General features: G+C 67.5%; 18 protein-coding genes, 1 pseudogene and 1 riboswitch. Of the genes and pseudogenes, 9 read left to right on the top strand and 10 right to left on the bottom strand.

Annotated elements, in window-relative coordinates; genetic code table 11:
- Positions 1–58: 58 nt before the first annotated feature.
- The 4 genes from QE363_RS19470 to QE363_RS19455 are packed head-to-tail and all read right to left on the bottom strand — an operon-like array spanning position 59 to position 6,061.
- Positions 59–316 carry a hypothetical protein gene (locus QE363_RS19470; protein ID WP_309697963.1) on the bottom strand — a complete coding sequence of 86 codons (258 nt, stop codon included), beginning with the start codon at positions 314–316 and terminating at the stop codon, positions 59–61.
- A 6-nt stretch (positions 317–322) separates the two neighbouring features.
- Positions 323–3,598 carry an error-prone DNA polymerase gene (locus QE363_RS19465; protein WP_309697959.1) on the bottom strand — a complete coding sequence of 1,092 codons (3,276 nt, stop codon included), beginning with the start codon at positions 3,596–3,598 and terminating at the stop codon, positions 323–325.
- Complete coding sequence (locus tag QE363_RS19460) at positions 3,598–5,382, bottom strand: DNA polymerase Y family protein (protein WP_309697957.1); 1,785 nt, start codon at positions 5,380–5,382, stop codon at positions 3,598–3,600. Before QE363_RS19460 ends, QE363_RS19465 begins: the two co-directional genes overlap by 1 nt.
- Positions 5,300–6,061 (bottom strand): ImuA family protein, encoded by a 762-nt coding sequence (locus tag QE363_RS19455; protein WP_405053228.1) that lies wholly within the window; start codon positions 6,059–6,061, stop codon positions 5,300–5,302. The genes QE363_RS19460 and QE363_RS19455 overlap by 83 nt, the downstream gene beginning before the upstream one ends.
- A gap of 476 nt (positions 6,062–6,537) precedes the next feature.
- On the opposite strand from QE363_RS19455, the gene QE363_RS19450 reads away from it, so the two are divergent.
- Entirely contained in the window at positions 6,538–7,164 is a 627-nt protein-coding gene (locus tag QE363_RS19450; RefSeq protein WP_309697953.1) for an SOS response-associated peptidase family protein, read from the top strand.
- Positions 7,165–7,166: 2 nt separating this feature from the next.
- Positions 7,167–8,147, top strand: a complete 981-nt coding sequence (locus tag QE363_RS19445) for an MBL fold metallo-hydrolase (protein WP_309697951.1) — start codon at positions 7,167–7,169, stop codon at positions 8,145–8,147.
- A 226-nt stretch (positions 8,148–8,373) separates the two neighbouring features.
- Here the strand turns inward: QE363_RS19445 and QE363_RS19440 are convergent, their stop codons facing one another.
- From QE363_RS19440 to QE363_RS19420, 5 genes are all read right to left on the bottom strand, one after another.
- The gene (locus tag QE363_RS19440; RefSeq protein WP_309697949.1) at positions 8,374–10,509 is read right to left on the bottom strand and encodes a relaxase/mobilization nuclease domain-containing protein; all 2,136 of its coding nucleotides are present in this window, start codon (positions 10,507–10,509) and stop codon (positions 8,374–8,376) included.
- Positions 10,506–10,820 (bottom strand): hypothetical protein, encoded by a 315-nt coding sequence (locus QE363_RS19435; protein ID WP_309697947.1) that lies wholly within the window; start codon positions 10,818–10,820, stop codon positions 10,506–10,508. Before QE363_RS19435 ends, QE363_RS19440 begins: the two co-directional genes overlap by 4 nt.
- A gap of 246 nt (positions 10,821–11,066) precedes the next feature.
- Positions 11,067–12,005, bottom strand: a complete 939-nt coding sequence (locus tag QE363_RS19430) for a hypothetical protein (RefSeq protein ID WP_294275030.1) — start codon at positions 12,003–12,005, stop codon at positions 11,067–11,069.
- Positions 12,002–12,502: a hypothetical protein gene (locus QE363_RS19425; protein ID WP_294275029.1), complete on the bottom strand. Its 501-nt coding sequence runs from the start codon at positions 12,500–12,502 to the stop codon at positions 12,002–12,004. Before QE363_RS19425 ends, QE363_RS19430 begins: the two co-directional genes overlap by 4 nt.
- A gap of 962 nt (positions 12,503–13,464) precedes the next feature.
- Positions 13,465–13,767 carry a hypothetical protein gene (locus QE363_RS19420; protein ID WP_309697944.1) on the bottom strand — a complete coding sequence of 101 codons (303 nt, stop codon included), beginning with the start codon at positions 13,765–13,767 and terminating at the stop codon, positions 13,465–13,467.
- A gap of 86 nt (positions 13,768–13,853) precedes the next feature.
- A riboswitch (cobalamin riboswitch) is annotated at positions 13,854–14,075 on the top strand.
- Between the two features lie 241 nt (positions 14,076–14,316).
- Between QE363_RS19420 and QE363_RS19415 the strand changes: the two genes are divergently transcribed.
- The 6 genes from QE363_RS19415 (at position 14,317) to QE363_RS19390 (ending at position 20,064) form a co-directional block, all read left to right on the top strand.
- Complete coding sequence (locus QE363_RS19415) at positions 14,317–16,332, top strand: TonB-dependent receptor (RefSeq protein ID WP_309697941.1); 2,016 nt, start codon at positions 14,317–14,319, stop codon at positions 16,330–16,332.
- A complete protein-coding gene (locus tag QE363_RS19410; RefSeq protein ID WP_309698251.1) occupies positions 16,253–16,432 on the top strand; it encodes a TonB-dependent receptor in 180 nt (59 codons plus the stop codon). Before QE363_RS19415 ends, QE363_RS19410 begins: the two co-directional genes overlap by 80 nt.
- A complete protein-coding gene (locus QE363_RS19405) occupies positions 16,419–17,885 on the top strand; it encodes a PepSY domain-containing protein (RefSeq protein ID WP_309697940.1) in 1,467 nt (488 codons plus the stop codon). Before QE363_RS19410 ends, QE363_RS19405 begins: the two co-directional genes overlap by 14 nt.
- A 27-nt stretch (positions 17,886–17,912) precedes the next feature.
- The gene (locus QE363_RS19400) at positions 17,913–18,584 is read left to right on the top strand and encodes a glutathione S-transferase family protein (protein ID WP_042487586.1); all 672 of its coding nucleotides are present in this window, start codon (positions 17,913–17,915) and stop codon (positions 18,582–18,584) included.
- A complete protein-coding gene (locus QE363_RS19395) occupies positions 18,571–18,930 on the top strand; it encodes a tRNA-binding protein (RefSeq protein WP_307101279.1) in 360 nt (119 codons plus the stop codon). The genes QE363_RS19400 and QE363_RS19395 overlap by 14 nt, the downstream gene beginning before the upstream one ends.
- Before the next feature lie 201 nt (positions 18,931–19,131).
- A complete protein-coding gene (locus QE363_RS19390) occupies positions 19,132–20,064 on the top strand; it encodes an alpha/beta hydrolase (RefSeq protein ID WP_309697937.1) in 933 nt (310 codons plus the stop codon).
- 130 nt (positions 20,065–20,194) lie between these two features.
- On the opposite strand, the pseudogene pepN reads toward QE363_RS19390, so the two are convergent.
- Positions 20,195–22,799, bottom strand: a pseudogene (gene pepN, locus QE363_RS19385) (aminopeptidase N).
- 138 nt (positions 22,800–22,937) lie between these two features.
- On the opposite strand from pepN, the gene QE363_RS19380 reads away from it, so the two are divergent.
- Complete coding sequence (locus QE363_RS19380) at positions 22,938–24,647, top strand: M28 family metallopeptidase (RefSeq protein ID WP_309697934.1); 1,710 nt, start codon at positions 22,938–22,940, stop codon at positions 24,645–24,647.
- The last annotated feature ends 10 nt before the right edge of the window (positions 24,648–24,657 follow it).

Here is a 24,657-nt window from a genome sequence, read left to right as displayed (position 1 = left end):
AATGGATGGCTGGCTGGGGGCAGTCCAGCGTGCTGGCTTCGGTGCGCTGGACAAGCGCCTAGCGAGGATCGCTCCCGATCTGCCGGATAATGCCGTTCAGCGCTGCGGTGCATCCCTGCGCGCGACCGATATCGTGATCGGTGCCGGCGGAGTTCCAGAACATGTCTAACGGCCAGCGCTCCGGGCAATGTGCGATCAGGCAGCGAAGCGCGAGCCGCACCTCGATGGTGTCAACCTTGCCCTTGCCCGACCGCGCGGCGGCCCCGCGCAGGATGTGGAGCGACAAGTCTATGATGATCCGCTGATGGCGCGACATGGCCGATCAATGAAAGTCGCGGGACTTGATCCGCACCATCTGTTCGGGGTCTTGGCCCTTGGCGTGCGGTGGCCAGTAGCTGTCGCGCGGACCCGGTCGCCAGCCGGCATCGCCCCGGTCGGGTGACCCGGCATGGCGCGCGCCATCGCCCCGTCCGGTCGCATGGGGGAAGTCCATCTGTCCGACCTGGGCGAGCAGCCCGCCATGGTCGATGATCCGGTCGCAGATGACATGGATGACAAGCCCCTCGCGCTGCACCCGGCCCCTCATCCCGATCATCGCCGCTGACATGACGGTGCGGCGCTGTGCCTCGAACCGATCGGGCCAGAGGATGCCGTTGGCGATGCCGGTCTCGTCCTCGATGGTGATGAATAGCACGCCCTTGGCGCTGCCGGGCTTCTGGCGGACGAGGATGATCCCGGCGACCTCGACATGGCGGCCGTCCTTGATGTGGGCGAGGTCGGCGCAGCAGACGATGCCGCGTCGGGTGAGATCCTGCCGCAGGAAGGCGAGGGGGTGCGCGCGCAGCGACAATTGTAGCGCGCGGTAATCCTCCACCACCTCGCGGCCCTCGGTCAGCGGGCGCAAGAATACGTCCGGCTCCAGCCCCTCCGGGCTGAACGAGGCTTCGCGGGCATCGGCGGCGGCGAACAGGGGCAGGGGGGCCTCGCCTAGGCCCTTCACCTTCCATAACCCCTGACGGCGATCCTCGCCCAGCGCATGGAAGGCATCCGCTTCGGCCAGTCGCTCGATCGCGGCCCTCGGGACGCCGGCGCGCCGCCATACCTCCTCGACCGACTGGAAGGGCGCGTCCCCCCGTGCCGCGACGATCGCCGCACCATGCGCGTTGGCGAGGCCGCGCACCTGACGCAGACCGAGCCGCACCGCGAGATAGCGGCCGGCGGTCGGCTCCAGCGTACAGTCCCAGCGGCTGGCGTTGATGCAGGCCGGCCGCACCTCGACGCCGTGCTCGCGCGCGTCGCGAACGACCTGGGCGGGCGCGTAGAAGCCCATCGGCTGGGCGTTGAGCAGCGCCGCGCAGAACACGTCGGGATGATGGTGCTTCATCCAGCAGCTGGCATAGGCGATTTTGGCGAAGGAGGCGGCGTGGCTCTCCGGGAAGCCATAGGAGCCGAAGCCCTCGATCTGCTTGAAGGTGCGCTCGGCGAAGTCGCGAGGATAGCCTCGGCTGACCATGCCCTCGACCAGCTTGTCGTAGAAATGGCTGACCCCGCCGGTGAACTTGAACGTCGCCATGGCGCGGCGGAGCTGGTCGGCCTCGACCGCAGTGAAGCCTGCACCGACGATCGCGACCTTCATCGCCTGTTCCTGGAAGAGCGGCACGCCGAGCGTCTTTTCCAGCACCGCGCGCAATTCGGGGCGTGGATAGTCCGGCTTCTCGCGCCCTTCGCGGCGGCGGAGGTACGGGTGGACCATGTCGCCCTGGATCGGCCCTGGCCGCACGATCGCGACCTCGATAACGAGGTCGTAGAAACGCGCTGGCTTCATGCGCGGCAGCATGCTCATCTGCGCGCGGGACTCGATCTGGAAGGTGCCGAGCGTGTCGGCCTTTTGGATCATCGCATAGACGTTCGGATCGTCGTCCTGCAGGTCGGCCATGCCGACCGCCACGCCCTTGGCTTCCTCCAGCAGGTTGAAGGCGCGGTTCATGCAGCCGAGCATGCCCAAGCCCAGCACATCGACTTTCATGAACTTCAGCGCATCGATATCGTCCTTGTCCCATTCGATGACCTGCCGGTCGACCATCGCGGCGGGCTCGATGGGGACGAGATCGTCAAGCCGGTCATGGGTGAGGACGAAGCCGCCGGGATGTTGTGACAGGTGGCGCGGTACGCCGATCAGCTGGCGCGACAGCTCTAGCGCCAGGCGCAGCCGCCGGTCATCCATGTTGAGGCCGAGCTGGGTAACCTGTTTCTCGCCGACGCCCTCCTGGCTCCAGCCCCAGATGAGGCCGGCAAGCGCCTTGGTCAAATCCTCGGGCAGGCCCAGCGCCTTGCCGACCTCACGCACCGCTCCGCGGGCGCGGTAGCGGGTGACGACCGCGGTTAGTGCGGCATGGTTGCGCCCATAGGTGTCATAGATCCACTGGATGATCTCCTCGCGCCGTTCATGCTCGAAATCGACGTCGATGTCGGGCGGTTCGCGGCGTTCTCCGGAGACGAAGCGCTCGAACAGCAGCTCATGCTTGATCGGGTCGATGCTGGTGATGCCGAGCACAAAGCAGACGCAGCTGTTGGCGGCGGATCCGCGCCCCTGACAGAGGATACCGCGCCTGCGGCTCTCCGCGACGATGCTGTTCACCGTGAGGAAGTACGGAGCGTAGCCCAGCTCGCCGATCAGCCTGAGCTCGTGTGCGATCTGGTCGCGATAGGCTTGCGGCAGGCCCTCGGGGAACATCCGTGCCGCCGCCGTCTCGGTCAGCCGTTCGAGTGCGCCTTGCGCGGTCAGTCCTTCTACCACGCGCTCCTGCGGATATTGGTAGCTGAGTTCGCCGAGGTCGAAGGTGCAGGCGCGCGCGATCGCGGCGGTGGCCGCGATCGCATCTGGGAAGGCGGCGAAGCGACGCTCCATTTCCTCAGGCGACTTGAGGTGGCGATCGGCATGACGCTCACGGGCATAGCCGAGCGTGTCGACGGTGCATTTCTCGCGGATCGCGGTGACCACGTCCTGCAACAGACGCGCTTGCGGAGCATGGTACAGGATGTCGCCGATGGCGACGGTCGCGACCCCTGCAGCCGCCGCCTGCATCGATAGATGGTGCAGGCGAAGCGCGTCGTCGGGCCGCCGCCGGAAGGCAAGGCCGAGATAGCCGCGCCCGCCGAATGTCTTGTGCAGATCGACAAGATGGCGGTCCGTCATCTTGTCGGCCTCGTGCGGGAGCAGGATCGCAATCAACCCCTCATTCCAGGCAACCACATCCGCCCAACCGAGCGTGCAGCCGCCCTTGCCCGCGCGCGACTTGCCCAGCGTCAGTAGCCGGGTGAGCCGCGACCAGGCGTTCTTGTCGGTTGGATAGAGCAGCAGCGCCCGCCCATCGTCGAGATCGACGCGCGCGCCTGCGATCATCCGCACGGCAGTGGCCTTCTGCGCCTCCCACCCGCGCACCAGTCCGGCGACACTGCCCCGGTCGACGATTCCGAGCGCGGTGTGGCCTTGCAGCGCGGCTGCGGCGAAGAGTTCGTCGGGGCTGGAGGCGCCGCGCAGGAACGAGAAATGGCTCGTCACCTGAAGCTCGACATAGGTCGTGGTGGGGGCAGCCATCAGCCGAATAGCCCGTGGAGGTACCAGCTGAGATCACCGGTTGCGGCATCGACCCCGTCGCCGCGGCGGAACAGCCAGAAGCGTGCGCCGGTGTCGTCCTCGACCCGAAAATAGTCGCGCACCGCCCAGACCTCGCCGTCGCGCCGCCACCATTCGCCGTGAATGCGCTCCGGACCATCTCCGGCCACCACCGCATGGACCTGCCCGCGCCAGGTGAAGCGGCGCGGCGGTGCGTCGGGGAGGAGGGCGAGCACGCCGGTCAGCGGCTCGGGCCGGCTGAGCAGCCGTACCGGCCGGCGCCAGGCCGGCCAGCCAGTCGGCGCGGCGAGCGGCGGCGCGCGGCGTACCGCGCGTTCGGGCACGTCGCTCTCGACTGGCGCGGCGGTGAACAGCGCCGCCTCGCCGACCCGGCCGGCGATCTGGTCGACAAGCGTCGCGACGTCGGGCACCGCCGCCTCGCCGGTCAGGTCACCCGCCACCGCGGTAGCACCCAGCGGATCGGTCCGCGTCGCGGCGAGGCGCATCGTCTCTATCCCGTCACCCGGATCGATCCGCTCGATGCGCAGGTGGAAGAGGCGGGCGAGATGCACGACATCGCGGGTCGCGCGCGCGGTGCCGATCGCGAGCCGCTGCTCGCTGCCGTCGATCCGGTCGAGCAGCAGCACCAATGTGCGCACACCGCGCCCGCGCGCCTGCAACAGCAGCATCATGTCGGCGAGCAGGTCGGCGATCACTTGCTCAATCGCCTCGGCGGTGCCGATCGGCTCGAGCAGCCGGCGCTTTGCGACCGGCGTCTCCTCGGGCACGACCGGCACGATCGGTTCGGGGACACGCCCCAGTGCGTCGTCGAGGCGGCGGACACTCGCCATGCCTAGCCGCCGGGCGAGCGGCCCGCGTGGCAGCGGCAGGAGATCGGCGATCCGGTCGAGCCCAAACCGGTTCGCCGCCGCTGTTGCCTCCGGGGTCAGGCGGAGTGCGGCAGGAGGTAAGGGAGCCAGCGCCTGTGCCTCTTGTCCGCCGGGAACCAGCAGGATGGCATCGCGACCGAAACGGGCGAGCGCATGAGCTGCGCCCGGCGTGGAGGCGACCGTGACTCGTGCGGTCAGGCCGAAGCGTCGGCAGAACCGGACCAGTCGTTGGCAGAAGCGGGTCTCGCCCCCGTGCAGATGCGCGACGCCGCTCAGGTCCAGCCACAGCCCGTCCGATCCGCTGACCGCGGCGGTCGGTGTCCAATGGCGCACGGCATGCAGCGCCAGATCCGCCAGCAACGCCATATCTGCCGCCCGGTCGGCGGGGCGGATGTCGAGATCCGGGATTAGCGCCCGCGCCTGCGTCACCGCCATGCCCGGGGTCAGTCCGAGCGTCATCGCCGCCGGGCAAGCGGCGGAGATCACCTGTCGCTGTCCGATCTGCTCAGCCAATACCATCGGCACGAGGTTCAACGCGGGTGCTGGCCCTGATACTGCCTTGTGCTGACCCGGTGCGCTGGGGTGTCTGAACGGATGGTCCGCCGCCTCAGACCGACGACCCAGCTCGCGCATCGGCGGTCGCTGGTGCAGCGGCAGTGCCGCTACCTGCTTCTCCACCGTTGCACGCGCAGCGCCTTGCGCCCAGCGCGCACCGGGACGCCAGCCGCCGCCCCGCGGCACCGAGCAGGCACCGGGGTCGTCGTCGATGGGAAGCATAGGCGCGGGCCTTGGTTCAGGCAGCGCGCGCGGCCGCTCCAGCCGTCGCAGTCGCTCGATCGCGAGATGCGGCAGGTAGAGCGAGGCGACCCGTGTCATCGCATGCCTCCAAGTCCATCGTGAAGCCCGGGCCACCGCGCTGGCGTGCCAGCTCGACCATCCAGCGCGCGCGGCCGACCCCGGGGGCGAGGAGCGGCGCGGAAGGCGCGCAGGCGATCCGCCACCGTGTCATGGCCGCCGACAGCTCGGTCAGTGGGCAGGTGCCCTGTCGGCGCCAGCGACGCGAGAGCAGGGCAGGGGTATTTCCCGTCATGGCCGCCAGCTGCAGTCGCCGGGTCGCAACCATGTCGGCGCGCTTTACCTCGCCGACGACCGCTGCAAGCCCGCCATGACGCAAGCCATCCTCCATGACGGCCAGAACGTCCTTGTCTTCACGTACCTCGGCGAAGAACAGCGTTGCAGGGCTGAGCCCGGCCTGTTCGAGACCCGGCGCATAGAGGTCGAACCGGGTGAGCGCCCAGAGCACCCGGCGGCCGCTCAGCGCTGCTGCGCGCGCGGCAATCCCGACCGCGAACAGCGTGGCAGCTGCATCATCTGTAAGGGTCGGTGTCGCCGAAGACGTCTCGTGCAGACCGCCGAGCGCCAGGCCGCCGCCCGTCAATCGCGTGTCTACCGCCTCGATGCCGAAAGGCAGGACTGCACCCTCACCGCTTCGCACAGCGCCTATGGCGCCCCGCAGGCGGGCCAGTGTTTCGATGGGTGGGGCGGTGGAAGACATCATTGCTGCGACTCATATGTTCGCTATATGTTCCGTTGATTCCACTGGCGGGTCAAGGCGTTGCGCAAGCGGATCGATAATCGGAACGGGACAGGGGCGTGGTAGAGGGCCGCAAAAGGGGCAGCCAAGAAGGCGGGGCAGGGACCGATCACGATCATATCGGGCGGCGTCTGCGCACGTTGGAGGAGTGTGCCCTGCACAAGCGTACGTTGCGTCTCACCTGTCCAAAATGCGGTCACGTCCGCGTCCTCGACGCGGTTGCGCTCTGGTGGATGTTTTACCGGCGAGGATGGGACGGCACGCTCGGATTGGTGGGACGGCGATTATGCTGCTCGGCATGCCAAGCGGAAGGACGCACCCAGCGTCCCCATATGGTGATCGGGCGGGACCAGCCCACCGGCGCTGCTCTGCCCTATCCGGACGCCGCGACGTGGAAGAAGCTTGTCTCGCGCTACCGGTCGTGATCGAACAGGCGAATGTGTAATCTTTACAACATCAAGGTCGATCCCCGGACCTATTTCGACGCGCTTGCTGAGGTCGACGATACGAGCAACACGCTGGAGGTCGAGAAGGATTACGCGGCGCCCGGTAAACCCGGCTATGTCGTGCGTCATTCGGCCGGCGAGCGGGTGCTGAGCACCATGCGCTGGGGCTTCCCGACGCGCAAACCGCGTAAACGTCCGGCCCGCGAAGGGGAGCTGCCGTTCCTCTACGACTGGTGGACGAACGCGCGGAATATGCAGAGCAATATGTGGAAGCCCTGGCTGATGCGGACCGAGCATCGCTGCCTGGTGCCCTTCACCCGCTTTGCCGAGCCCAAGGCTGCGGCCGATCGGAAGGGCCCGGGCGACACCAACTGGTGGTTCTCCGTCGAGGATCAGCCAGCGCCGTGCTTCGCCGGGCTATGGAAGGTCGATCAGGATCATGACCGGGTCTATGCCTTCTGCACGACCGAGCCCAATCCGCTGGTGGCGCCCAAGCACCCCAAGGCGATGCCGGTCATCCTGCTGGCCGAAGATCAGGAACGCTGGCTGAACGCCCCGGTGGAGGAGGCGCTCAGCTTGCTGACAGCCTATCCGTCACAGCTGATGAGCGTTGCCTGAGCATGGTCTGCAACCGCTATTATGACGGGCCGCCGAGCGATCACTTCGACGGTACGCGGTTCTTCAATCCGGGGCAGCCCGGCACTGATCGGGGCTTGCGCGCCATCCTGCGCTGGAAACTGGCGGGGGCTGCTGCCAAATGGCCGAAGTCGGTGCCGGTCACGCCCGCCAGGCCCGAGGCGCGCGTCGATGGCCTGTGCGTGACGATGGTGGGTCATGCGTCGCTGCTGATCCAGGCGGCAGGGGTGAACATCCTCACCGATCCGGTCTGGTCGGAGCGTGCCAGTCCATTCCGCCGCGTCGGGCCGAAGCGGGTGACCGCACCGGGGATCGCGTTCGACGACCTCCCCCCGGTCGATGTCGTGCTATTGAGCCACGCGCATTACGATCATCTCGATGTCGACACGCTGCGGCGCCTCCACGCCGCACACGACCCGCTGATGGCGATGCCGCTCGGCAACGATGCCATCGTCCGGGCGGCGGTACCGGCCGCGCGATGCCAGATCGGCGACTGGTGGGGCCGGCTTGACCTCGGCAACGGCACCGCGACGACACTAACACCGGCCAACCACTGGTCGAACCGCTGGCCGAGCGACACGCGCATGACGCTGTGGAGCGGGCATTATCTGGACACGCCTTCCGGGACGATCTGGTTCGTCGGCGACACCGGCTATGGCGATGGACGCATCTTCGGCGAGGTGCGCGGGCGGTTGGGTGCGCCCGATGTCGCGCTCATCCCGATCGGAGCCTATGCGCCGCGATGGTTCATGGCCGCACAGCATGTCGATCCAGCCGAGGCCGTGCGGATCTTCACAGACGTGGGGGGAGGACGTGCGCTGGGCATTCATTGGGGGACCTTCCAGCTGACCGACGAGGCCCGTGAAGCGCCGGTCGCGGAACTGGCGACAGCGCTGGACGCGGCGCGCATCGCCCCGGACCGCTTCGTCGCGGCGGAAGCGGGCGGCGTGTACCGCTTCAGCTAGAGCATCTCCAAGTGCACGCGTCCCCTGGCGCGCGGCTATAGCTCATCGGGGTGAGTGAGGGCATCCGCATCGAGCGTCAGGTCGGCCGCCGCCCGGTTATCCCGCACTGCGCGCTGCTCGCTGCCTTGGGGATGACGATGACATCGCCCTGCACCGGCAGCCAGGCCAGCGCCAGTTGGGGCGGCGAAGCACCGAGTTCGTCGGCGACGCCACGCTGTTGTGCTGATTACTGCAATTGCAGTCCCCGACTGGGTGTCTGCACCTGTGCCGCCAGCATTCGCGCGTGATCGCCTGCTTGCTGCTGCAATCGCATTGCGGCTGGCATTCCCTCAGCGACCCATTGATTAAGCAGGTTGCGCGCCTTCGGATCGGCGAACGCCTTCGCGGCCAACGGCCGCAGCTTTGCCATTGCCTTTGGATCACGCCGCCATTCATCCAGCCATGCATCGACCGCCGAATGTCCACCGCGCATCTCGTCAAGGGTCGGGGAGGCGGGTGAGTGGGGTTGGGACAGCTTTGTCAATGCCGGCAACGACACCGCACTAGGCGATACCGGCGCCGTTTCGCTTGTGGGCGCAGGTAACGGGAGCGCGGGCGAGGTGAATCTTGCAGCATCCTGCGCGATCCCTTGTCGGATGCGCGCTGCGAGTTTGCCGGTGAGTTTTATCTTCTCTTCGTCCGCGACCTCGACCGCCATGCGCAGGAATGCTTCACTTCCTGCGATCAGCTCGACCGTTCCCCATTTTCGTTGCGCTAGCTTGAGCGCCGCGACCACATCGGCACGCCGGAGCGTGTGGATCGCTACAGTTGGTCCATGGTCAGTGAACGCTGGTCCCGGCTGATTGATGCGGCGGTAGATGCAGGCCCCATCGTCACGGTGCCACTCATAGCCGGCGACCGGAACGCCCGTAGCGGCATGGTCCCCGGAGGACGCGACTACCATCGGCACCGTAAGGTCGAGTGCCTTCGGGACAGAAGGAGCGCTCGCGCCGGCGCACCAGGCGTCGTAAGACGGAAAGCGCGCGGCGGCATCGAGTGCGGCCACGGCCGGCGCGGTCGCCGCCATCAGATCCCGTTCGATCCCTGCGAAGTGCATGCCAAATAGCTTGCGCGTGGCGTTCAGCTGGTCCCGGCGCCCGCGCCAATCGCTGGCGTTGATCTGGGCAGCGATGGCCCGCCGCCACGCGATGATCGTCGCACGTGCCTGCGTACGTTGCGCGCCGAGCTGTTCGCGTGCGGCGGTCACTGCGCCTGCGTGCGCATCGCGCGCTGCCTCATAGCCGGGACGACGTTCCTGCCCCGGCATGTAGCGAGGTTTATGCATGACGATCTGATCGGGACTGCCCGCGCTGAATGGGCCAAGCCGATCAGCCTGCACAAGCTGCGTCAGCGCCGCGCCGCGGGCGGCGATGCTCGCCGAGATCGCGCGCTCGCCCATCGTGATCCGCGCGCCGTTGGTACCGGAGCGTGCGTAGCCGAGCCCTTCCTTGCCGAGCTTCTCGTGAAGCTCGTCCCATGAGCGGGCACGCGCGATGATCGGGGCAGCAATCGTCATCGCGATGCGCTCGAAGGACATGCGCCCGGTGCGCGCCTCATAGCCGCGCGCGCCGCGCGATACCCTTTTGTCGACAGCCTTGTCCAAGGTGCGGCGGTCGGGCGGGTGCACCCCGGTGGCGCTGCCATCCACATGGCGGACCAGCCGACCGCTATCGATGTGGCGCACGCCGTCGACATCGACCCGGTACTGCGCGCCCTTTTCGGCCTCCCAGCCCTGCTGGTGTTCTATCAAGGCTGCCGCCTGACCGGCGGCGTTGAGCTGCCAGCCGTCGCCTGCCGCGACGACCGTGCCGGTCTCCGGATGCACGCGGTTGGCCGCGACATGCACATGATAGTGTCGGGTATTGCTATGGGCGGCGTAGATCGCCTGATGCTCTTCCAAGTTCAGGACACGCATGAGCAGCGTGACCGCTTCGTCGACCTGTTCCGGCGTCGGGTGTTCGTTCTCACCCCAGCTGATGACGTAGTGCTCGATAGGGTCAGTGCCGCCGGCACGCGTGATCTGTGCCAGCATCTCGATCTGCGCGCGTTCGAATTGCGGGGTGACGTTGCGGTAGCCGATGAGGTCGACCTTCTCGCCACCATGCGCCTGGTCGGTGACATAGCCGAGCAGCGCATGGTCGGCGTGGTCAGCAAGGCCGAGAACCTCCAGCGTGGCTGGGTCGGCATCGCGCAGATAGTCAGAGAGCGCGATGAAATGCGCGCGCACCTGTGCCACGGTGGTATGCTCCACCTGCTTCTTGAGGGCGCGCGCTGTGGCGCGGCGCTGCTGGCGATTGCGGTGGCTGATTGCGACGACAATCATCGCAGCTCCGTCCTTGCCAGCAGATGGAGCGCTTCGATCAGCGCCTCAAGGTGGCGGACGAGCGCATGGTCCACCACCTTGCCGTTCTTCACCGCGGTACGGCATGCCGCCAGCGTGGCGAGGCTTTGTGCCATGAGCGGCTCGTAGGGGCGCAGCACGACCCCCTGGCGTAGCACCGCCGCGCGGATGAAGGCCGCACGGCTTAGCCCCGAGGCTGCGACTGCCAGTTCGAACTGCGCGAGCTGCGCTGCGTCGAGCTTGGTCGAAATCGCTTGCGATCCGCGGTCCGGCGTTGGTTCATCGACGCCCATCGCAGCCTCCGGCTGCCGAGGGTGTGACAAGCGGAGCGCGGAACACCCGCATGGCCCGGTTTACCGGGCCCATCCTGCCCTCTCTACCCCCTACTTCCGTTCTGACCCTCTGGTCACCCCGGTTGTGCTGACGCTGCAGGACACGAACGTGTGGCCGGGACACGAGCGAGGCCAATGTTGATGTCGACGTCGGGTCACTTGCCTGACGCCGGATTGGAGGAGATGCCCCGCGGCTATGGAGCGTGATCATGCTATCAACGTCTCATAACGGGCATCGCTGGCTTGAAACCGCTTTGCCGCCGCCAGGAGGTCGCAGTCGTTGCTAGCGGATCTGATGGACGCAAGCGAGTCGACGAATTCTTCCCAGCAATCGACTACTTCGTCAGTCAGTCGATGTGCTGGCACATTTCGGGGCAACGGCTGGGAAGGTGCTGCCCGCGTGACCTGTTCGAGCACGGGGAGTGCGGCATCGAAGCCGAGCCAGCGTGCGAAGCCGCCGGACGTGGCAAAGTGCAGCAAGTGTGCGGCCCACGCTCCACGCAGTCGCTCGTAGCCAGGGAAGCCATCGCGGATGAGATCGGCGGGGAGCCAGCCACGTCCGAGCGGGATGTTGAGAACCGTCGGTGTCAGATGGGGCACCTCGTGGCGCGGCAGCGCGGCGAGTGCCGGTGGCAGGTCATCGAAGTCACCCGTGCCGTCGACGTTCTGCTGGACGATGTGAATGTCGAGCAGATCGCCAAACACGTCGATCGCCTTTGTTAAGTCATCGGTGATGTTGCTCTTGTTCGGGATCTGGGACACCAGCATCGCCGCATTGCCATCCCGACCTCCGAGGCGAGCCACCAGCTTCATCAGCGGTACGAACGTTCGCTCATTCGTTAGCTCATTGGCACCGACGTCGAATAGGACGAGGTCGAATGTTGCGCACTGATTGAAGAGCGCCGACACCTGGATACCCTCCACGAGGGGAATGACCTGCACGTCGGGGCGCTGCACGCGGTGCGAGATCGCGCTGGTGCCGGTCGCGTCCGCATCGATGATGCCGACGCGCAATCCGGCGAGCAGCGCGAGTGAGGCGGTTGCAAGCAGCACGCTCGTCTTGGCGCTGCCACCGGCCTTGCTACCGCTGGCCAGAAGCATCGGCCGGTCGGCGTGCTTTCGCAGCCGCATGGGATCGTTGCTCATGCCTGCTGCCTCGGCGGGGTGGCCCGCATGCGGCCCATGCGTGCGAGCAGATCAGGATCCGTCGCCTCATCGTCATCAACGCGGCCGGACGGCAGCGAAGGTACTGGCACTGCAACCGTCGTGCTCACGGCCGGGGAAGGAGATACAGTGGATGGTACGGGGTCGAGCACCTTGCGGCGCGGTGCTGGGGCAGGCGACGGGCTTGCCTTCGAGCGGTCATCCAGATGCGGCTGCGCAAGCCGCTTGATTGTGCGGGTGAAGGTCGCACCACATGCCGCTGCGTCCTGCTCCGCGATAAGCGCGAGCAAGTCGCTGGGCTTGAGATGCGGTAGCTCGAGGCGCGCCTTGACGTACTCACCGAGCCAGTAGGCGGCGCGGTCGCTCTGGTTCATCGGCGCGCGCGCGGCGGGAAAGCGCTCGGTGGCGAGTTGCGTCAGGCGGCCGTCGAGCACAAGCGGCGGCAGCGGACGTGCGACGGTGGAGGGGCGGCGGCTCATGCGTGGCCTCCCTCAACCGGATCACGGCGAGTCGTGATCGACATTGGGCGGGGCAGCGCACCGCGCACATGCACGACTAGGTCACGGACAATGCAGGACATAAAAAAGCTCCTTGGTCGGACGTCAGACAGCTGACAGAGGTCAGCGGTGGAGGAGCGGGAGCGCGCCCCTGGTCTGTATCATGCGTCCGTCTCGTGCCGCTGCGGTGCCCGTGCCGTCAGTTTCCGGACCACCGGTCCGGTACGATGCCTGCATCCGCAGCTGTAAGCCACATGACAGTCATCGCGCACACATCCCAACATCGGGGGATGCATGTTCCTCATATGTCCATGCGCTCGCGAGGTCAAGCGCGTGGCGCGTTTCTGTTGGGACCCGGCGGCGCTGTGAACCGCTGAACGCCACGCCAGTGCAGCTGACGTACCTTTTCAAAGTTACGACGTCCGCACAGGGAGACGATGCCTTCGCTGCGCTCATCGTCAGCAGCATTCCAAGCCCGTCCGGTGTGCGTCCGCGTGGTCTGGAACGCCCGCGACGTGAGTGGCGATCTGCAAGGGGCGGCGGCTCGTCTCCTCGCGATCTGGCTTCATCGGCCGTTGCAGATACGCGCAACGGCCGATGAAGCCAGGGGCACGGAGCGAGAAAGCGATGTTTGATTCGGGTAATCGGGCTGGCGCTGTCATCCGGATAAATTGAGATGCCCTCATCCATCTGAATAGAGTTGGGGATGGGGTCGATCTCAAAGGAAAGACCGACCCCGAGGGTCAGAGTCGATGCCGATCTTGCCGAAAAGTTGGGATGGATGGACAAGAAGGTATCGATTCGCGCAATGATCCGACGCGGCACGCAGCAAGTGACAACTTGGTTCTACAGCGGTCAAATCCTGCCCCCGCAACCATCACAACAACATCATCCCATACGAGACCGCCACGGCATAGCCGAAGGCGGATTGGCGCGTTCACGCCTTAGCGACGACGCCCGCCACCCCTCGGCGGTAGCGCCGCTGGCGGATCCTGGCTCTCCGCCAATTCCACCACCTCGAATCTGTAGCCCACCCAGCCGCGCTTGCGTGCCGCTTCCGCCAGCGACGCGTCGTGCGCCATGGCTTCTTTGCGTGATTTCGCGTGACCCCAGAACACCTCCGTCCGGCCGCCGCCCAGATCGGCGACGATCCGCCAGTAATGGGTGAACGGGGCAGAGGTCGGACCGATGGTCTTCACATAGCCGTCGGGCATCGTTGCGGTCAGATAGCGGGTCTTGCGGGCCATGGACGCGGGATAGCGCAAAGCCGTTCCTGGGGGCAGATGCTTGACCCGCCCCGCCGATTGCCGCAATCAGAACGCGGCCGGAATATTCCGGTCGTGATCGCGCCGGTTTCCCCGAACAGGGGAATTAAAAGGGAACGCGGTGAGGGCGGGTGACCGCCCAAATCCGAGGCTGTCCCTGCAACTGTAAGCGGTGAGCGGACATGCAGGGACCGGTGTCGAGCCGGTCCAGCCACTGGGGCAACCTGGGAAGGCGCATGGTTCGCGATGACCCGTGAGCCAGGAGACCTGCCGGCGTCAGGTCGCTCATGCCGGGCCCAGGGGATGGCCATGGCTAGGTCTTTTCCGACGAGCGACGCCAATGGTGGCGGAGGCGCATGGGTGGCCATGTCGAGTGCGGAAAGGCGTCCAGCGCGCATGGCATCCGGCCGTTCGAGGCGAACGGAAGGTCTCGGCTTGTTCGCGACAAGACGCTATGAGCAAATAATGTTATATCATCACATATCATCAAGCCGTGGTCTCATCCTTGTGGGTGGGGCCCTGTGGTCCTGCATGGCGATGCCCGCCTGGGCGCAGCAGGGGGGTATGCCGACCGGCACCGACGCCACGATATTGGTCGTCGGCACGCGCGACAAACCGGCGATGGACCGGCCCAATGCCACGGGCAGCCGATTGGGGCTGACCCCGCTCGAAACCCCCGCCAGCATCACCTCGCTCGACGGCGACCTGGTGCGCGCGCGGGGCGACCAGTCGATCGTCGAGGCCGAGACACGCGCCCCCGGACTGTCGAGCGTCGCCAATCCCGGCAATGGCGGCACCGCCCTGGCGGCGCGTGGCTTTTCCGGACAGGGCTCGGTCCTGCAACTGATCGACGGGGTCCGGCTGTTCCCGGCAGCGGGGACGATCACCTTTCCAACCGATCCCTGGATGGTCGAGCGGATCGACGTGCTGAGCGGCCCGGCGTCGGTGCTCTATGGCCAGGGCGCGCTGGGCGGCGCGGTCAATGTGGTGATGCGCAAGCCCACCGCCCGGACCGAGGGACAGGCCGAGATCGGCTATGGTGCGCAGGACAGCGTCCGGCTGGCGGCCGGGATCGGCGGTCCGGCAGGGGCCACGCTGGGCTATCGGCTGGATGCCAGCTATCGCCGCTCCGACGGTTATGTCGACCGGGGGGATTCGCGCAGCTTCGCGCTGTCGGGCACGGTGAAATGGACCCCCTCGCCACGACTGGCGGTGACGATCCGCGGCGATCATGGCGACCAGCGGCCGATCGGCTATTTCGGGACGCCGCTGATTGACGGGCGGCTCGACCCGGCGATCCGGACGCGCAACTATAATGTCGGGGACGGGCGGATGCGGTTTCGCGACGACCGTGCCTCGGTACAGGTCGACTGGACGCCGAGCGCGGCGGTCAGCGTCTCCAACATCGCCTATTATCTGACCAGCGACCGATTCTGGCGCAATCTGGAGAGCTATTGCTGGGTCGGTGCCAGGGGCGCGTGCGCCAACGGGGAGAGCGGTACGCCCGGTACGATCCGGCGGAGTGACAATTACGGCATCCGTCACGACCAGACCCAATGGGGCGACCAGGCGAGCGTGACGCTGCGTACGCCGCTGGCGCAGGGCATTGCCAATGCGCTGGTCGTCGGGGTCGACGCCAATCTGGTGCGCTTCACCCATGAGAACGACTTCGGATCGGATGCGCAGGTCGATGCGGTCGATCCCTTCGCCTTCGATCCCGGCCGCTTTCTGGATACGCAGGGAATCGCGCCGCGATACCGCACCCGCACCGTCGCGCTGGCGGTGTTTGCCGAGGATCGGGTGTCGCTGGGCCAGAAATGGTCGGTGGTCGGCGGTTTCCGTTACGAGGAGGATCAGGTCCGCCGCTGGGCGATCGCCTATCCGGGCGGCACGCGGACCGATCGCTTCGCCTTTGAAAAGACCTTCCGCAACGCGACCTGGCGGGCGGGCATCGTGTATCAGCCGAGGCCGACCCTGTCGCTCTATGGCCAATATGCCACCGGCGTCGATCCGCTGGCCACGCTGACCACCGTGTCGAGCGGGCAGGTGCAGTTCGGCAATGCGAAGGGCAATCAGGTCGAGTTGGGCGCCAAGTGGCTGTTCCTGGGCGGGCGCGGCACCGCGACGCTGGCGGCCTATCGCATCGTCAAGACGGGGCTGCTGGCGCAGCGCACCCTCTCCAGCCCGGTCGAGCAGGTCGGCCAGCGCTCGGCGCAAGGGGTGGAGGCGGCGGTCTCGGTCGATCTGCCCCAGGGGTTCGGGATCGACGCCAATGCGACGATGCTGGATGCGCGGTTCGACGATTTCCGTTCGGGCGGCGCGGACTATAGCGGCCGGACGCCGCCCAATGTGCCCGAGGCGCTGGGCAATCTCTGGCTGCGCTGGGATGCCACGGCCCGCATGCAGGCACGGGGCGGGGCTGCGCTATGTCGGGCGGCGCTTCTCCGACAATGCCGATGCGTTTCGCATCCCCGGCTATGCGACGGTGGACGCCACCCTGTCCTATGCGCTGAGCCCGCGCATGGCGGTCGACCTGCGCGTCTATAACCTGTTCGGCAAGGCCTATGCGGTCACCGCCTATGGCGATCAGCAATGGATATTGGGGCGTCCGCGCTCGCTGGACCTGGGCCTTCGTGCGACGTTCTGACGCATCATGGGGAAGGGCGGCCGTCCGGTTCGCCTTTCTCGTCCATCGCTGGGCCGGGATCGCCGCCTGCCTGTTCTTCGCGATGTGGTTCGCCTCCGGGCTGGTGATGATCTACGTCCCCTATCCCGCGCTGACCCCTGCCCAGATGGCGGCCGGGGTGGAGCCGATCGACTGGGGCGGGGTCGAGCGGCCGCCGCCGGACGGTGCGACCGCGCGGCGGATCACGCTGGAGATGCGCGACGGCGTACCGGTCTGGCGGATCGAAGGGGCGGGGGGCGAGACGCAGGTCCGCTCCGCCCGGACGGGGGCTCGCGTCGCGCCGGTCGATGCCGCCTATGCCCGCCGGGTCGCGGCGCGGTTCGCGGGGGCGCCGGTCGTCGCGGTTGCGCCCATCGGGCATGACCAGTGGACCGTGGCGGGCGGCTTCGACCGGCACCGCCCGTTGTGGAAGGCGACGCTGGCCGATGCCGCCGGGACCGAGCTCTATGTCTCCAGCCTGACCGGCCAGCCGGTGCAGCGGACGACGCGGACGCAGCGCATCTGGAACTGGCTGGGGTCGGTGCCGCACTGGCTCTATCCGACGATCCTGCGCCGCGACGGCGGGCTGTGGCGGCAGGTGGTGATGTGGGTGTCGGGGCCGTGCATCGCGGTCGCGCTGACCGGGATGTGGATCGGCATCCTGCGCATGCGGCTGGGGCGGCGTCGCTATCGCGGCGGGCGGGTGACGCCCTATCGCGGCTGGATGGTCTGGCATCATGTCAGCGGGCTGCTGGGCGGCGTGCTGCTGACCGGCTGGATCGTCAGCGGCTGGCTGTCGGTCGATCCGGGACGCGTCTTTGCCGGGGGCACCGCGCCGGTGGCGGCGATGCGCGCCTATGCCGGGCAGGCGGGCGAGCCGGTGGCGCTCGACCGGCTCGCGGCCATGGCGGGCCCGGCGCGTAGCGTCGTGTGGAGCGGCGATGGCGGATGGCGGCGTATCGCGATCGACCCGGCCGGACCGCATCCGCGCTGGCTCGAGCAGGCGACGCTGGCCCCGGCCGCGCCGATCGATCGACCGGACGCCGCCGCCATGCTGGTGCCCGGCGGGCATGTGACGGGGGTGGCGCGGCTGGAGCGGCCCGATTTCTACTGGGCCAATCCCGCCCGGCTGCCGGTGGTGCGGATGCGGTTCGACGATGGTGCGGCGACCTGGCTCTATCTCGACCCGATGAGCGGGGCGGTGGTCGAGCGGCAGGACCGCGTCCGGCGGGCCTATCGCTGGGCCTATACGCTGCTTCACACCTGGGACTGGCCGTGGCTGACCGCGTGGCGGCCCGGCTGGACGGCGTGGATGTGGCTCTGGTCGATCGCCGGGCTGATCCTGTCGGTCAGCGGCGTCGTGGTCGGGTGGCGGCGACTGAGCCGTCCTGCGTCGCGCGGGCGGGTGAAAACATCGCCATCGGGGTTGGCGTAACCATGCCCGGCCGCTTAGATGGGCGGCATGTGGCAACTCTATCAATTCCCGCTCTGTCCCTTTTCGCGCAAGGTCCGGCTGCTGCTGGGCGAGAAGGGCGTCGGATATGAGTTGGTCCGCGAGTCGCCGTGGCAGCGGCGCGACGAGTTCCTCGACATGAACCCCGCCGGGCAGACCCCGGTGATGGTTGACGAGGAGCGCGGCGTGCTGCTGGTCGATTCCATGGCGATCTCGGAATATTTCGAGGAGACGGTCGAAAAGTCGGCGATGATCAACGGCACCGCCGTCGGCCGGGCCGAGATCCGGCGTCTGGTGACGTGGTTCGACACGCATTTCTATCAGGACGTGACCGGCCCCCTGCTCCACGAACGCATGGTCAAGCGCGTCGCGCGCACCGGCAGCCCCGATGCCAAGGGCCTGCGCGAGGCGATGAAGGCGGCGGTCGGCCATCTCGACTATACCGATTATCTGCTCGACCATCGCAACTGGCTGGGCGGCGCGACGATGAGCCTGGCCGACCTCGCCGCCGCCGCGCAGATCTCGGTCGCCGATTATCTGGGCGGCATCGACTGGAAGGGGCATGAGCAGACCGCGCGCTGGTATCGCGGGCTGAAGAGCCGCCCCTCCTTCCGCCCGCTGCTGTCCGAGCGGATGGAGATGGTCACGCCGCCGTCGCATTACGACAATGTCGACTTCTGACGCGCCCGCACCCCGGATCGGGATCGAGGATTTCCTGGCGGTCGACATCCGCGTCGGCACCGTCATCGCCGCCGAGCCCTTTCCGGAGGCGCGCAAGCCCGCGATCAAGCTGACCATCGACTTCGGTCCCGTCATCGGGGTCAAGCGATCCTCGGCGCAGATCACGCGGCATTACACGCCCGAGACGCTGGTCGGACGGCAGGTGGCGGCGGTGGTCAATTTCCCCCCGCGCCAGATCGGGCCGATGATGTCCGAGGTGCTGACCCTGGGCTTTCCCGATGCGGAGGGGCAGGTGGTGCTGATCGGGCCGGATCAGGCGGTGCCCGATGGGGGGCGGTTGTTCTGAGGGTTTCCCTTGGCCTTCGACTACGCTCAGGCTGAACGGGGTGGGGGCCGGGCCTGAATACAACAGCCGTTCGGGCTGAGCGAAGTCGAAGCCCACGCCCCAGCACTGTTAGCCTTAACATTACCCCTTGCACCCCACGCCCCGAAGCGTACCATCCTCGTCCGACCGTAGGGACATAACCCACGGAGGACAGGAGGGGATATGAAGTCCAAACGCTGGGCCCGCCATGCGCTGGCCGCTTTGCTAACGCTCTCGCTGGCGGCACCCGCCCTCGCGCAGAGCGACAAGATGGTGCCGATCGCCATCCCCGCTCAGCCGGGTGCCATTCCACTGAACACCGGCCCCTTGCCCGGCGCGAAGAACAAGGAAAGCTGGCACAGCCAATATGACAGCGTCTTCGCGCGCAACGTGACGCAAGCGACGCTGACCCCCTTCCTCCCCGATCCCGCCAAGGCGACCGGCGCGGCGGTGATCGTCGCGCCCGGTGGCGGCTTCCGCACGCTGTCGATGCAGAATGAGGGCTGGGACGTCGCCAAGGCGCTGGCCGATCGCGGCATCGCCGCCTTCGTCCTGAAATACCGGCTGAACCAGACGCCCGCCGATATGGGCGAATTCGAAAAGTCGATGGCGGCGATGTTCTCCAGCGTGGCGCGACCCGCCGCGCGGCCCAACCCCGAAGAGGCGCTGAAGGGCCTGGCCCCCCAGATCGCCGACTCGCGCGCCGCCTTCGCCCTGGTCCGCCAGCGCGCGAACGAGTGGATGGTCGACCCCAACCGGATCGGCATGGTCGGCTTTTCGGCGGGTGCGATGCTGACCGTCGCGACGGTGCTCGACGGACAGGCCAGGCCCGCCTTTGTCGGTGACATCTATGGCCCGCTCCAGCCGATGACGGTCCCCGCTGACGCGCCGCCGATGTTCGCCGCGATCGCCGCCGACGATCCGCTGTTCGCGGGCAAGGGCTTCGGCCTGATCGACCAGTGGCTGGCGGCGAAGAAGCCGGTCGAGTTCCACCTCTATGGCCAGGGCGGGCACGGCTTCGGCATGTATCCGAAGAAGACGACCAGCACCGGCTGGTTCGACGCCTTCTATCGGTGGATCGTGATGGAGGGATTTTTGAAAGCAAAGACGCAATAAATTCCTCCCCTGCAAGGGGAGGTGGCAGTCCAAAGGACTGACGGAGGGGTGTCCCCGCCAGCGAGCATGCCCCTCCACCACCGCTTCGCGGCGGTCCCCCTCCCCAAGCACAGCTTGGGGAGGAATGGGATCACTCGATGCTCTTCGACGCCTGCTCGAACAGATCCTTCGACAGCCCCGGCGTGGCGATGATCCGCATCAGCTCGGCGCGCATCAGGGCGGAGCGTTTCGCGTCGAACCGCCGCCAGCGGCCCAGCGGTGGCAACAGCTTGGCCGCCGTTTGCGGGTTGAGCCGGTCGAGCGCGATCAACTGGTCGGCCAGGAAACGATAGCCCGAACCGTCTGCGGCGTTGAGCGCGCGCTGGTTCATCCCGAACGCCCCGACCAGCGCGCGGGCGCGGTTGGGATTGGCCAGCGTGAAGTCGGGATGCCCGGCCAGCCGCTCGACGATCGCGCCCGTGTCGCTGCGCGACGACAGCGCCTGGGTCTGGAACCATTTGTCCAGGACCAGCGGATTGTCGGCATAGCGCGCGTGGAACTGCGCCAGCGCCGCCTCGCGCTCGGGCGCGTCGGAGTTGACCAAAGTGGTCAGCGCCGCCTGCCGGTCGGTCATGTTGTCCGCCGCCTCAAACTGCGCAAAGGCGAGCGCGGCGGCATCCTCCGCGCCGCTCGCCGCGATATAGCCGAGCGCGACGTTGCGCAGGCGACGCCGCCCCTTGGCCTCGGGCGAATAGACATAGGCATCCTGCGCCAGCTCGGCATGGAGCCGCCGCCATTCGGGCTCCAGCGCCTGCCCCAGACGACGGCGAAGCGCCTCGCGCGCGGCATGGATCGCGTCGGGATCGACCGTCGCCAGCTGGTCGCCGATGAAATTCTCGGACGGCAGCAGCACGGCCTCGGCCAGGAAGGCGGGCTCCAGCCCCTCGGCCGCCAGCGTGCGGGTCACCGCGTCGACCACGGCCTCGGCCCGCACCTCGCCATGGATCGTGCCCGCGACCAGCGTGTCGAGCATCAGCTGCTGCATCGCCTCATAGCGGGCGAAGGGATCGTCGTCATGCGCCGACAGGAAGGCGAGATCCTCCGCCGTCCGGTCGCTCTCGACCACGACGGGGGCGGAAAAGCCGCGATTGATCGACAGGACGGGCCGCTCGGTCACCGTCTCGAAGGTGATCGTCTCGGCCACCTGGTCGAGCAGGATCAGCCGCTCGTCGGTCAGCGGGCGGCCCGTCTCCGCGCCGAACAGCCGGACCTTGAGCGGCAGGACCATCGGTTGCTTGACGGCCTGCCCCGGCGTGGCGGGGACGTGCTGGGCCAGGCGCAACGTCGCGCGACCGCCGCCGGGTTCGTGCGAGAGGCCCGCCGAGACGCGCGGGGTTCCCGCCTGGCTATACCAGAGGCGGAATTGCGACAGGTCGACGCCGCCCGCCTCCTCCATGCAGGCGACGAAATCCTCGCAGGTCGCCGCCGTCCCGTCGAAGCGGGTGAAGTACAGGTCGGTCGCGGCGCGGAATTTCACCGGGCCCAGCATCGTCGCCATCATGCGGATCAGCTCGGCCCCCTTGTTATAGATGGTCGCCGTGTAGAAATTGCTGATCTCGATATAGCTTTCGGGGCGCACCGGATGCGCCAGCGGGCCGGAGTCCTCGGGGAACTGGCTGGCGCGGAGCCCCCGCACATCCTCGATCCGCTTGACCGCCGCCGATCCCTGGTCGGCGGAGAAACACTGGTCGCGATAGACGGTGAAGCCTTCCTTGAGGCTCAGCTGGAACCAGTCGCGGCAGGTGATCCGGTTGCCCGACCAGTTGTGGAAATATTCATGCGCGACGACGGCGGCGATCGCGTCATAGTCGTAATCGGTCGCGGTGTCGGGATCGGCCAGGATGTAGCGGCTGTTGAAGATGTTCAGCCCCTTATTCTCCATCGCGCCGAAGTTGAAATCGTCGACCGCGACGATGTTGAACACGTCTAGGTCATATTCGCGGCCATAGACCCGCTCGTCCCAGGCCATGGACAGCTTCAGCGCGTGGAGCGCATGGGTGGTCTTGGGCAGGTCGGCGGCGCGGACCCAGATGCCTAAGCGCACCTCGCGCCCGCTCATCGTGGTGAAGGTTGCGGCGTTGACCGCCAGGTCGCCCCGCCACCAGCGCGAAGAGATAGGAGGGCTTAGGGAAGGGATCGTGCCACTCCGCCCAATGGGTGCCGTCGTCATTCTCGCCGCTGGCCACCGGATCGCCATTGGCGAGCAGCACCGGATAGCGCCCCCGGTCGGCGGTCATCCGCACCCGATAGACGCTCAGGACATCGGGCCGGTCGGGGAAGAAGGTGATGCGGCGAAACCCCTCCGCCTCGCACTGGGTGCACAGATTCCCGCCCGAGGCATAAAGGCCCATCAGCTGGGTATTGTGGTCGGGCGCGATCACCACCTCGGTCTCGACTTCATGCGCGTCGCCGGGCAGCGGGACGACCAGCTGTTCGCCCTCGATCCGCCAGTCGGTGACGGCCACGCCGTCGACCTTGACCGACAGCGGCACCTGCCCCGCGCCGTCCAGCCGCAGGGGCTCGTCATGCGCGCCGTCGCGCACCACCGACAGGGTCGCGCGGACATGCGTCTCGGCAGGGTCGAGCGCGAAGTCGAGCCGCGTGTCGGGCACGCGCCAGGCGGGCGGCGCATAATCCTCGCGCCGGATGGCGGCCGGGGTCATGCTGGGCTGGGCGGCGCTACGCTGGATGTCCATGACGGGAATATAGCCACGGCCAGCGCATTGGACCACCATCGGCCGTACCCGAAAAAGCACAGGCCCGCGCCGTGGCCGGGGTTGATCGGGCGATGCGGCCTGTTACGCCTGTGTCATACTTCTCTGGAAAGGTTCTGCATGTCGCGTTCGACGGCCCTTTTGCCGCTGCTTCTCCTGTCCACCGCCGCTGTCGCCCACGACCATGACCATCTGCACCTCCAGGCCGCCGCCCCGACCGCCTCGGCACCGGCGGCGCAGCGCAGCGCGGCCGAGCGCAATGCCGTCATCACCGCACCGCTGCCCGAGGATCAGGCCGCGATGAAGGCGCATGTCCTGTTCCTGGCCTCCGACGCGATGGCGGGGCGAGAGGCGGGGACGCGCGACTATGACATCGCCGCGCAATATGTGGCGGCGCAATTCTATGCGGCGGGGCTGCGGCCCGGCGGCGACCAGGGCGGCTATCTGCAAAAGGTGCCGCTGGTCGCGTACAATGTCGCCGACAAGGGCAGCGCGCTGTGGACGCCGGCGGGCGGACAGCCGCAGGAACTGGTCTTCGCCGAGGACTTCGTGCCCTCGCCCGTGCCCGACCGGCGCGAGACCAGCGTGTCGGCGCCGGTCGTCTTCGTCGGCTATGGCATCGACGCGGCGCAATATGGGCTGACCGACTACCGGAACGTCGATGTGCGCGGCAAAATCGTCGCCTTCGTCCCCGGCACGCCCGAGGGGCTGGACGGCGAAGCGCGCGCCTTTTTCGGATCGGCGGGCAACAAGGCCTCGCTGGCGGCGGCGAAGGGCGCGGTCGGCGCGATCCAGATCGACATGCCGCGCGCCGGGCCCCGCCAGCGGCCCTTCTCGACGCTGGCGCGCTATTATGACGCGCCGCGCGTGACCTGGGCCAACCCGGACGGCACCGCGCATGCCATGACCCCGTCGACCCCGGTGCTGGGCACCCTGTCGCAGGCGGGCGCGGCCAAGCTGTTCGGCAAGGGCTGGGACGCGGTGATGAAGGCCGCCGCCACGGCGAAGCCCGCCTATAAGCCGCTGACCGCCAGGGGGCAGCTGACGGTGGCGTCCAAGACCCGGTTCAAGCCGATGGACAGCAGCAACGTCATCGGCCTGATCCCCGGCAGCGACCCCAGGCTGAAGGACGAGGTGGTCGTCCTGTCGGCGCATCTCGACCATATCGGCACCAATGAGGGGGGCGATGGCGACCGGATCAACAATGGCGCGCTCGACAATGCGATCGGCATCGCCAGCCTGATCGAGGAGGCCAAGCGGTTCAAGACCGCCGCCACCCCGCCCAAGCGCACCGTGATGTTCCTGGCGGTGACGGCGGAGGAAAAGGGGCTGGTCGGCTCCGACTATTTCGCCAACCATCCGACCGTGCCGCTGAAGTCGATCGTCGCCGACGTCAATCTCGACATGCCGATCCTGACCTATAAGTTCGAGGATATGGTGGTGTTCGGCGCCGACCGATCGACGCTGGGCCCGATCGTGCGCAAGGCGGTGGGGGCGATGGGCCTGCCGGTCGCGCCCGATCCGATGCCCGAGGAGGGGATCTTCGTCCGCTCCGACCATTTCCGCTTCGTGCAGAAGGGGATCCCCTCGGTCTTCCTGTGGCCGGGGCAGGCGGGGCCGGGCAAGGCGGCGGTCGAGGATTTCATGAGCCACCGCTATCACCGCCCCGGCGACGAGGTGGACCAGGGCATCGACTGGAGCCAGGGGCCGCGCTTCGTCAGCGTGAACTATGCCATCGCCCGCGAGATCGCCGATGCGCCCGAGCGGCCGGTGTGGAACAAGGGCGATTATTTCGGCACGCTCTACAAGGGGCCGATGGCGGCGAAGTGAGGGAGCAGGG

The organism is Sphingomonas sp. SORGH_AS_0870, assembly GCF_031453175.1.
Classification (GTDB): Bacteria; Pseudomonadota; Alphaproteobacteria; order Sphingomonadales; family Sphingomonadaceae; genus Sphingomonas.
This window is presented reverse-complemented; position numbering and strand designations above follow the sequence as displayed.

Coding starts and splice junctions, on each gene's coding strand:
- QE363_RS19395 (WP_307101279.1), top strand. CDS start 18,571: ATGTCGACTTCTGACGCGCCCGCACCCCGGATCGGGATCGAGGATTTC.
- QE363_RS19425 (WP_294275029.1), bottom strand. CDS start 12,502: ATGAGCCGCCGCCCCTCCACCGTCGCACGTCCGCTGCCGCCGCTTGTG.
- QE363_RS19400 (WP_042487586.1), top strand. CDS start 17,913: ATGTGGCAACTCTATCAATTCCCGCTCTGTCCCTTTTCGCGCAAGGTC.
- QE363_RS19380 (WP_309697934.1), top strand. CDS start 22,938: ATGTCGCGTTCGACGGCCCTTTTGCCGCTGCTTCTCCTGTCCACCGCC.
- QE363_RS19450 (WP_309697953.1), top strand. CDS start 6,538: ATGTGTAATCTTTACAACATCAAGGTCGATCCCCGGACCTATTTCGAC.
- QE363_RS19390 (WP_309697937.1), top strand. CDS start 19,132: ATGAAGTCCAAACGCTGGGCCCGCCATGCGCTGGCCGCTTTGCTAACG.
- QE363_RS19460 (WP_309697957.1), bottom strand. CDS start 5,382: ATGACACGGGTCGCCTCGCTCTACCTGCCGCATCTCGCGATCGAGCGA.
- QE363_RS19445 (WP_309697951.1), top strand. CDS start 7,167: ATGGTCTGCAACCGCTATTATGACGGGCCGCCGAGCGATCACTTCGAC.
- QE363_RS19440 (WP_309697949.1), bottom strand. CDS start 10,509: ATGATTGTCGTCGCAATCAGCCACCGCAATCGCCAGCAGCGCCGCGCC.
- QE363_RS19415 (WP_309697941.1), top strand. CDS start 14,317: ATGGCGATGCCCGCCTGGGCGCAGCAGGGGGGTATGCCGACCGGCACC.
- QE363_RS19470 (WP_309697963.1), bottom strand. CDS start 316: ATGTCGCGCCATCAGCGGATCATCATAGACTTGTCGCTCCACATCCTG.
- QE363_RS19465 (WP_309697959.1), bottom strand. CDS start 3,598: ATGGCTGCCCCCACCACGACCTATGTCGAGCTTCAGGTGACGAGCCAT.
- QE363_RS19435 (WP_309697947.1), bottom strand. CDS start 10,820: ATGGGCGTCGATGAACCAACGCCGGACCGCGGATCGCAAGCGATTTCG.
- QE363_RS19430 (WP_294275030.1), bottom strand. CDS start 12,005: ATGAGCAACGATCCCATGCGGCTGCGAAAGCACGCCGACCGGCCGATG.
- QE363_RS19420 (WP_309697944.1), bottom strand. CDS start 13,767: ATGGCCCGCAAGACCCGCTATCTGACCGCAACGATGCCCGACGGCTAT.
- QE363_RS19455 (WP_405053228.1), bottom strand. CDS start 6,061: ATGTCTTCCACCGCCCCACCCATCGAAACACTGGCCCGCCTGCGGGGC.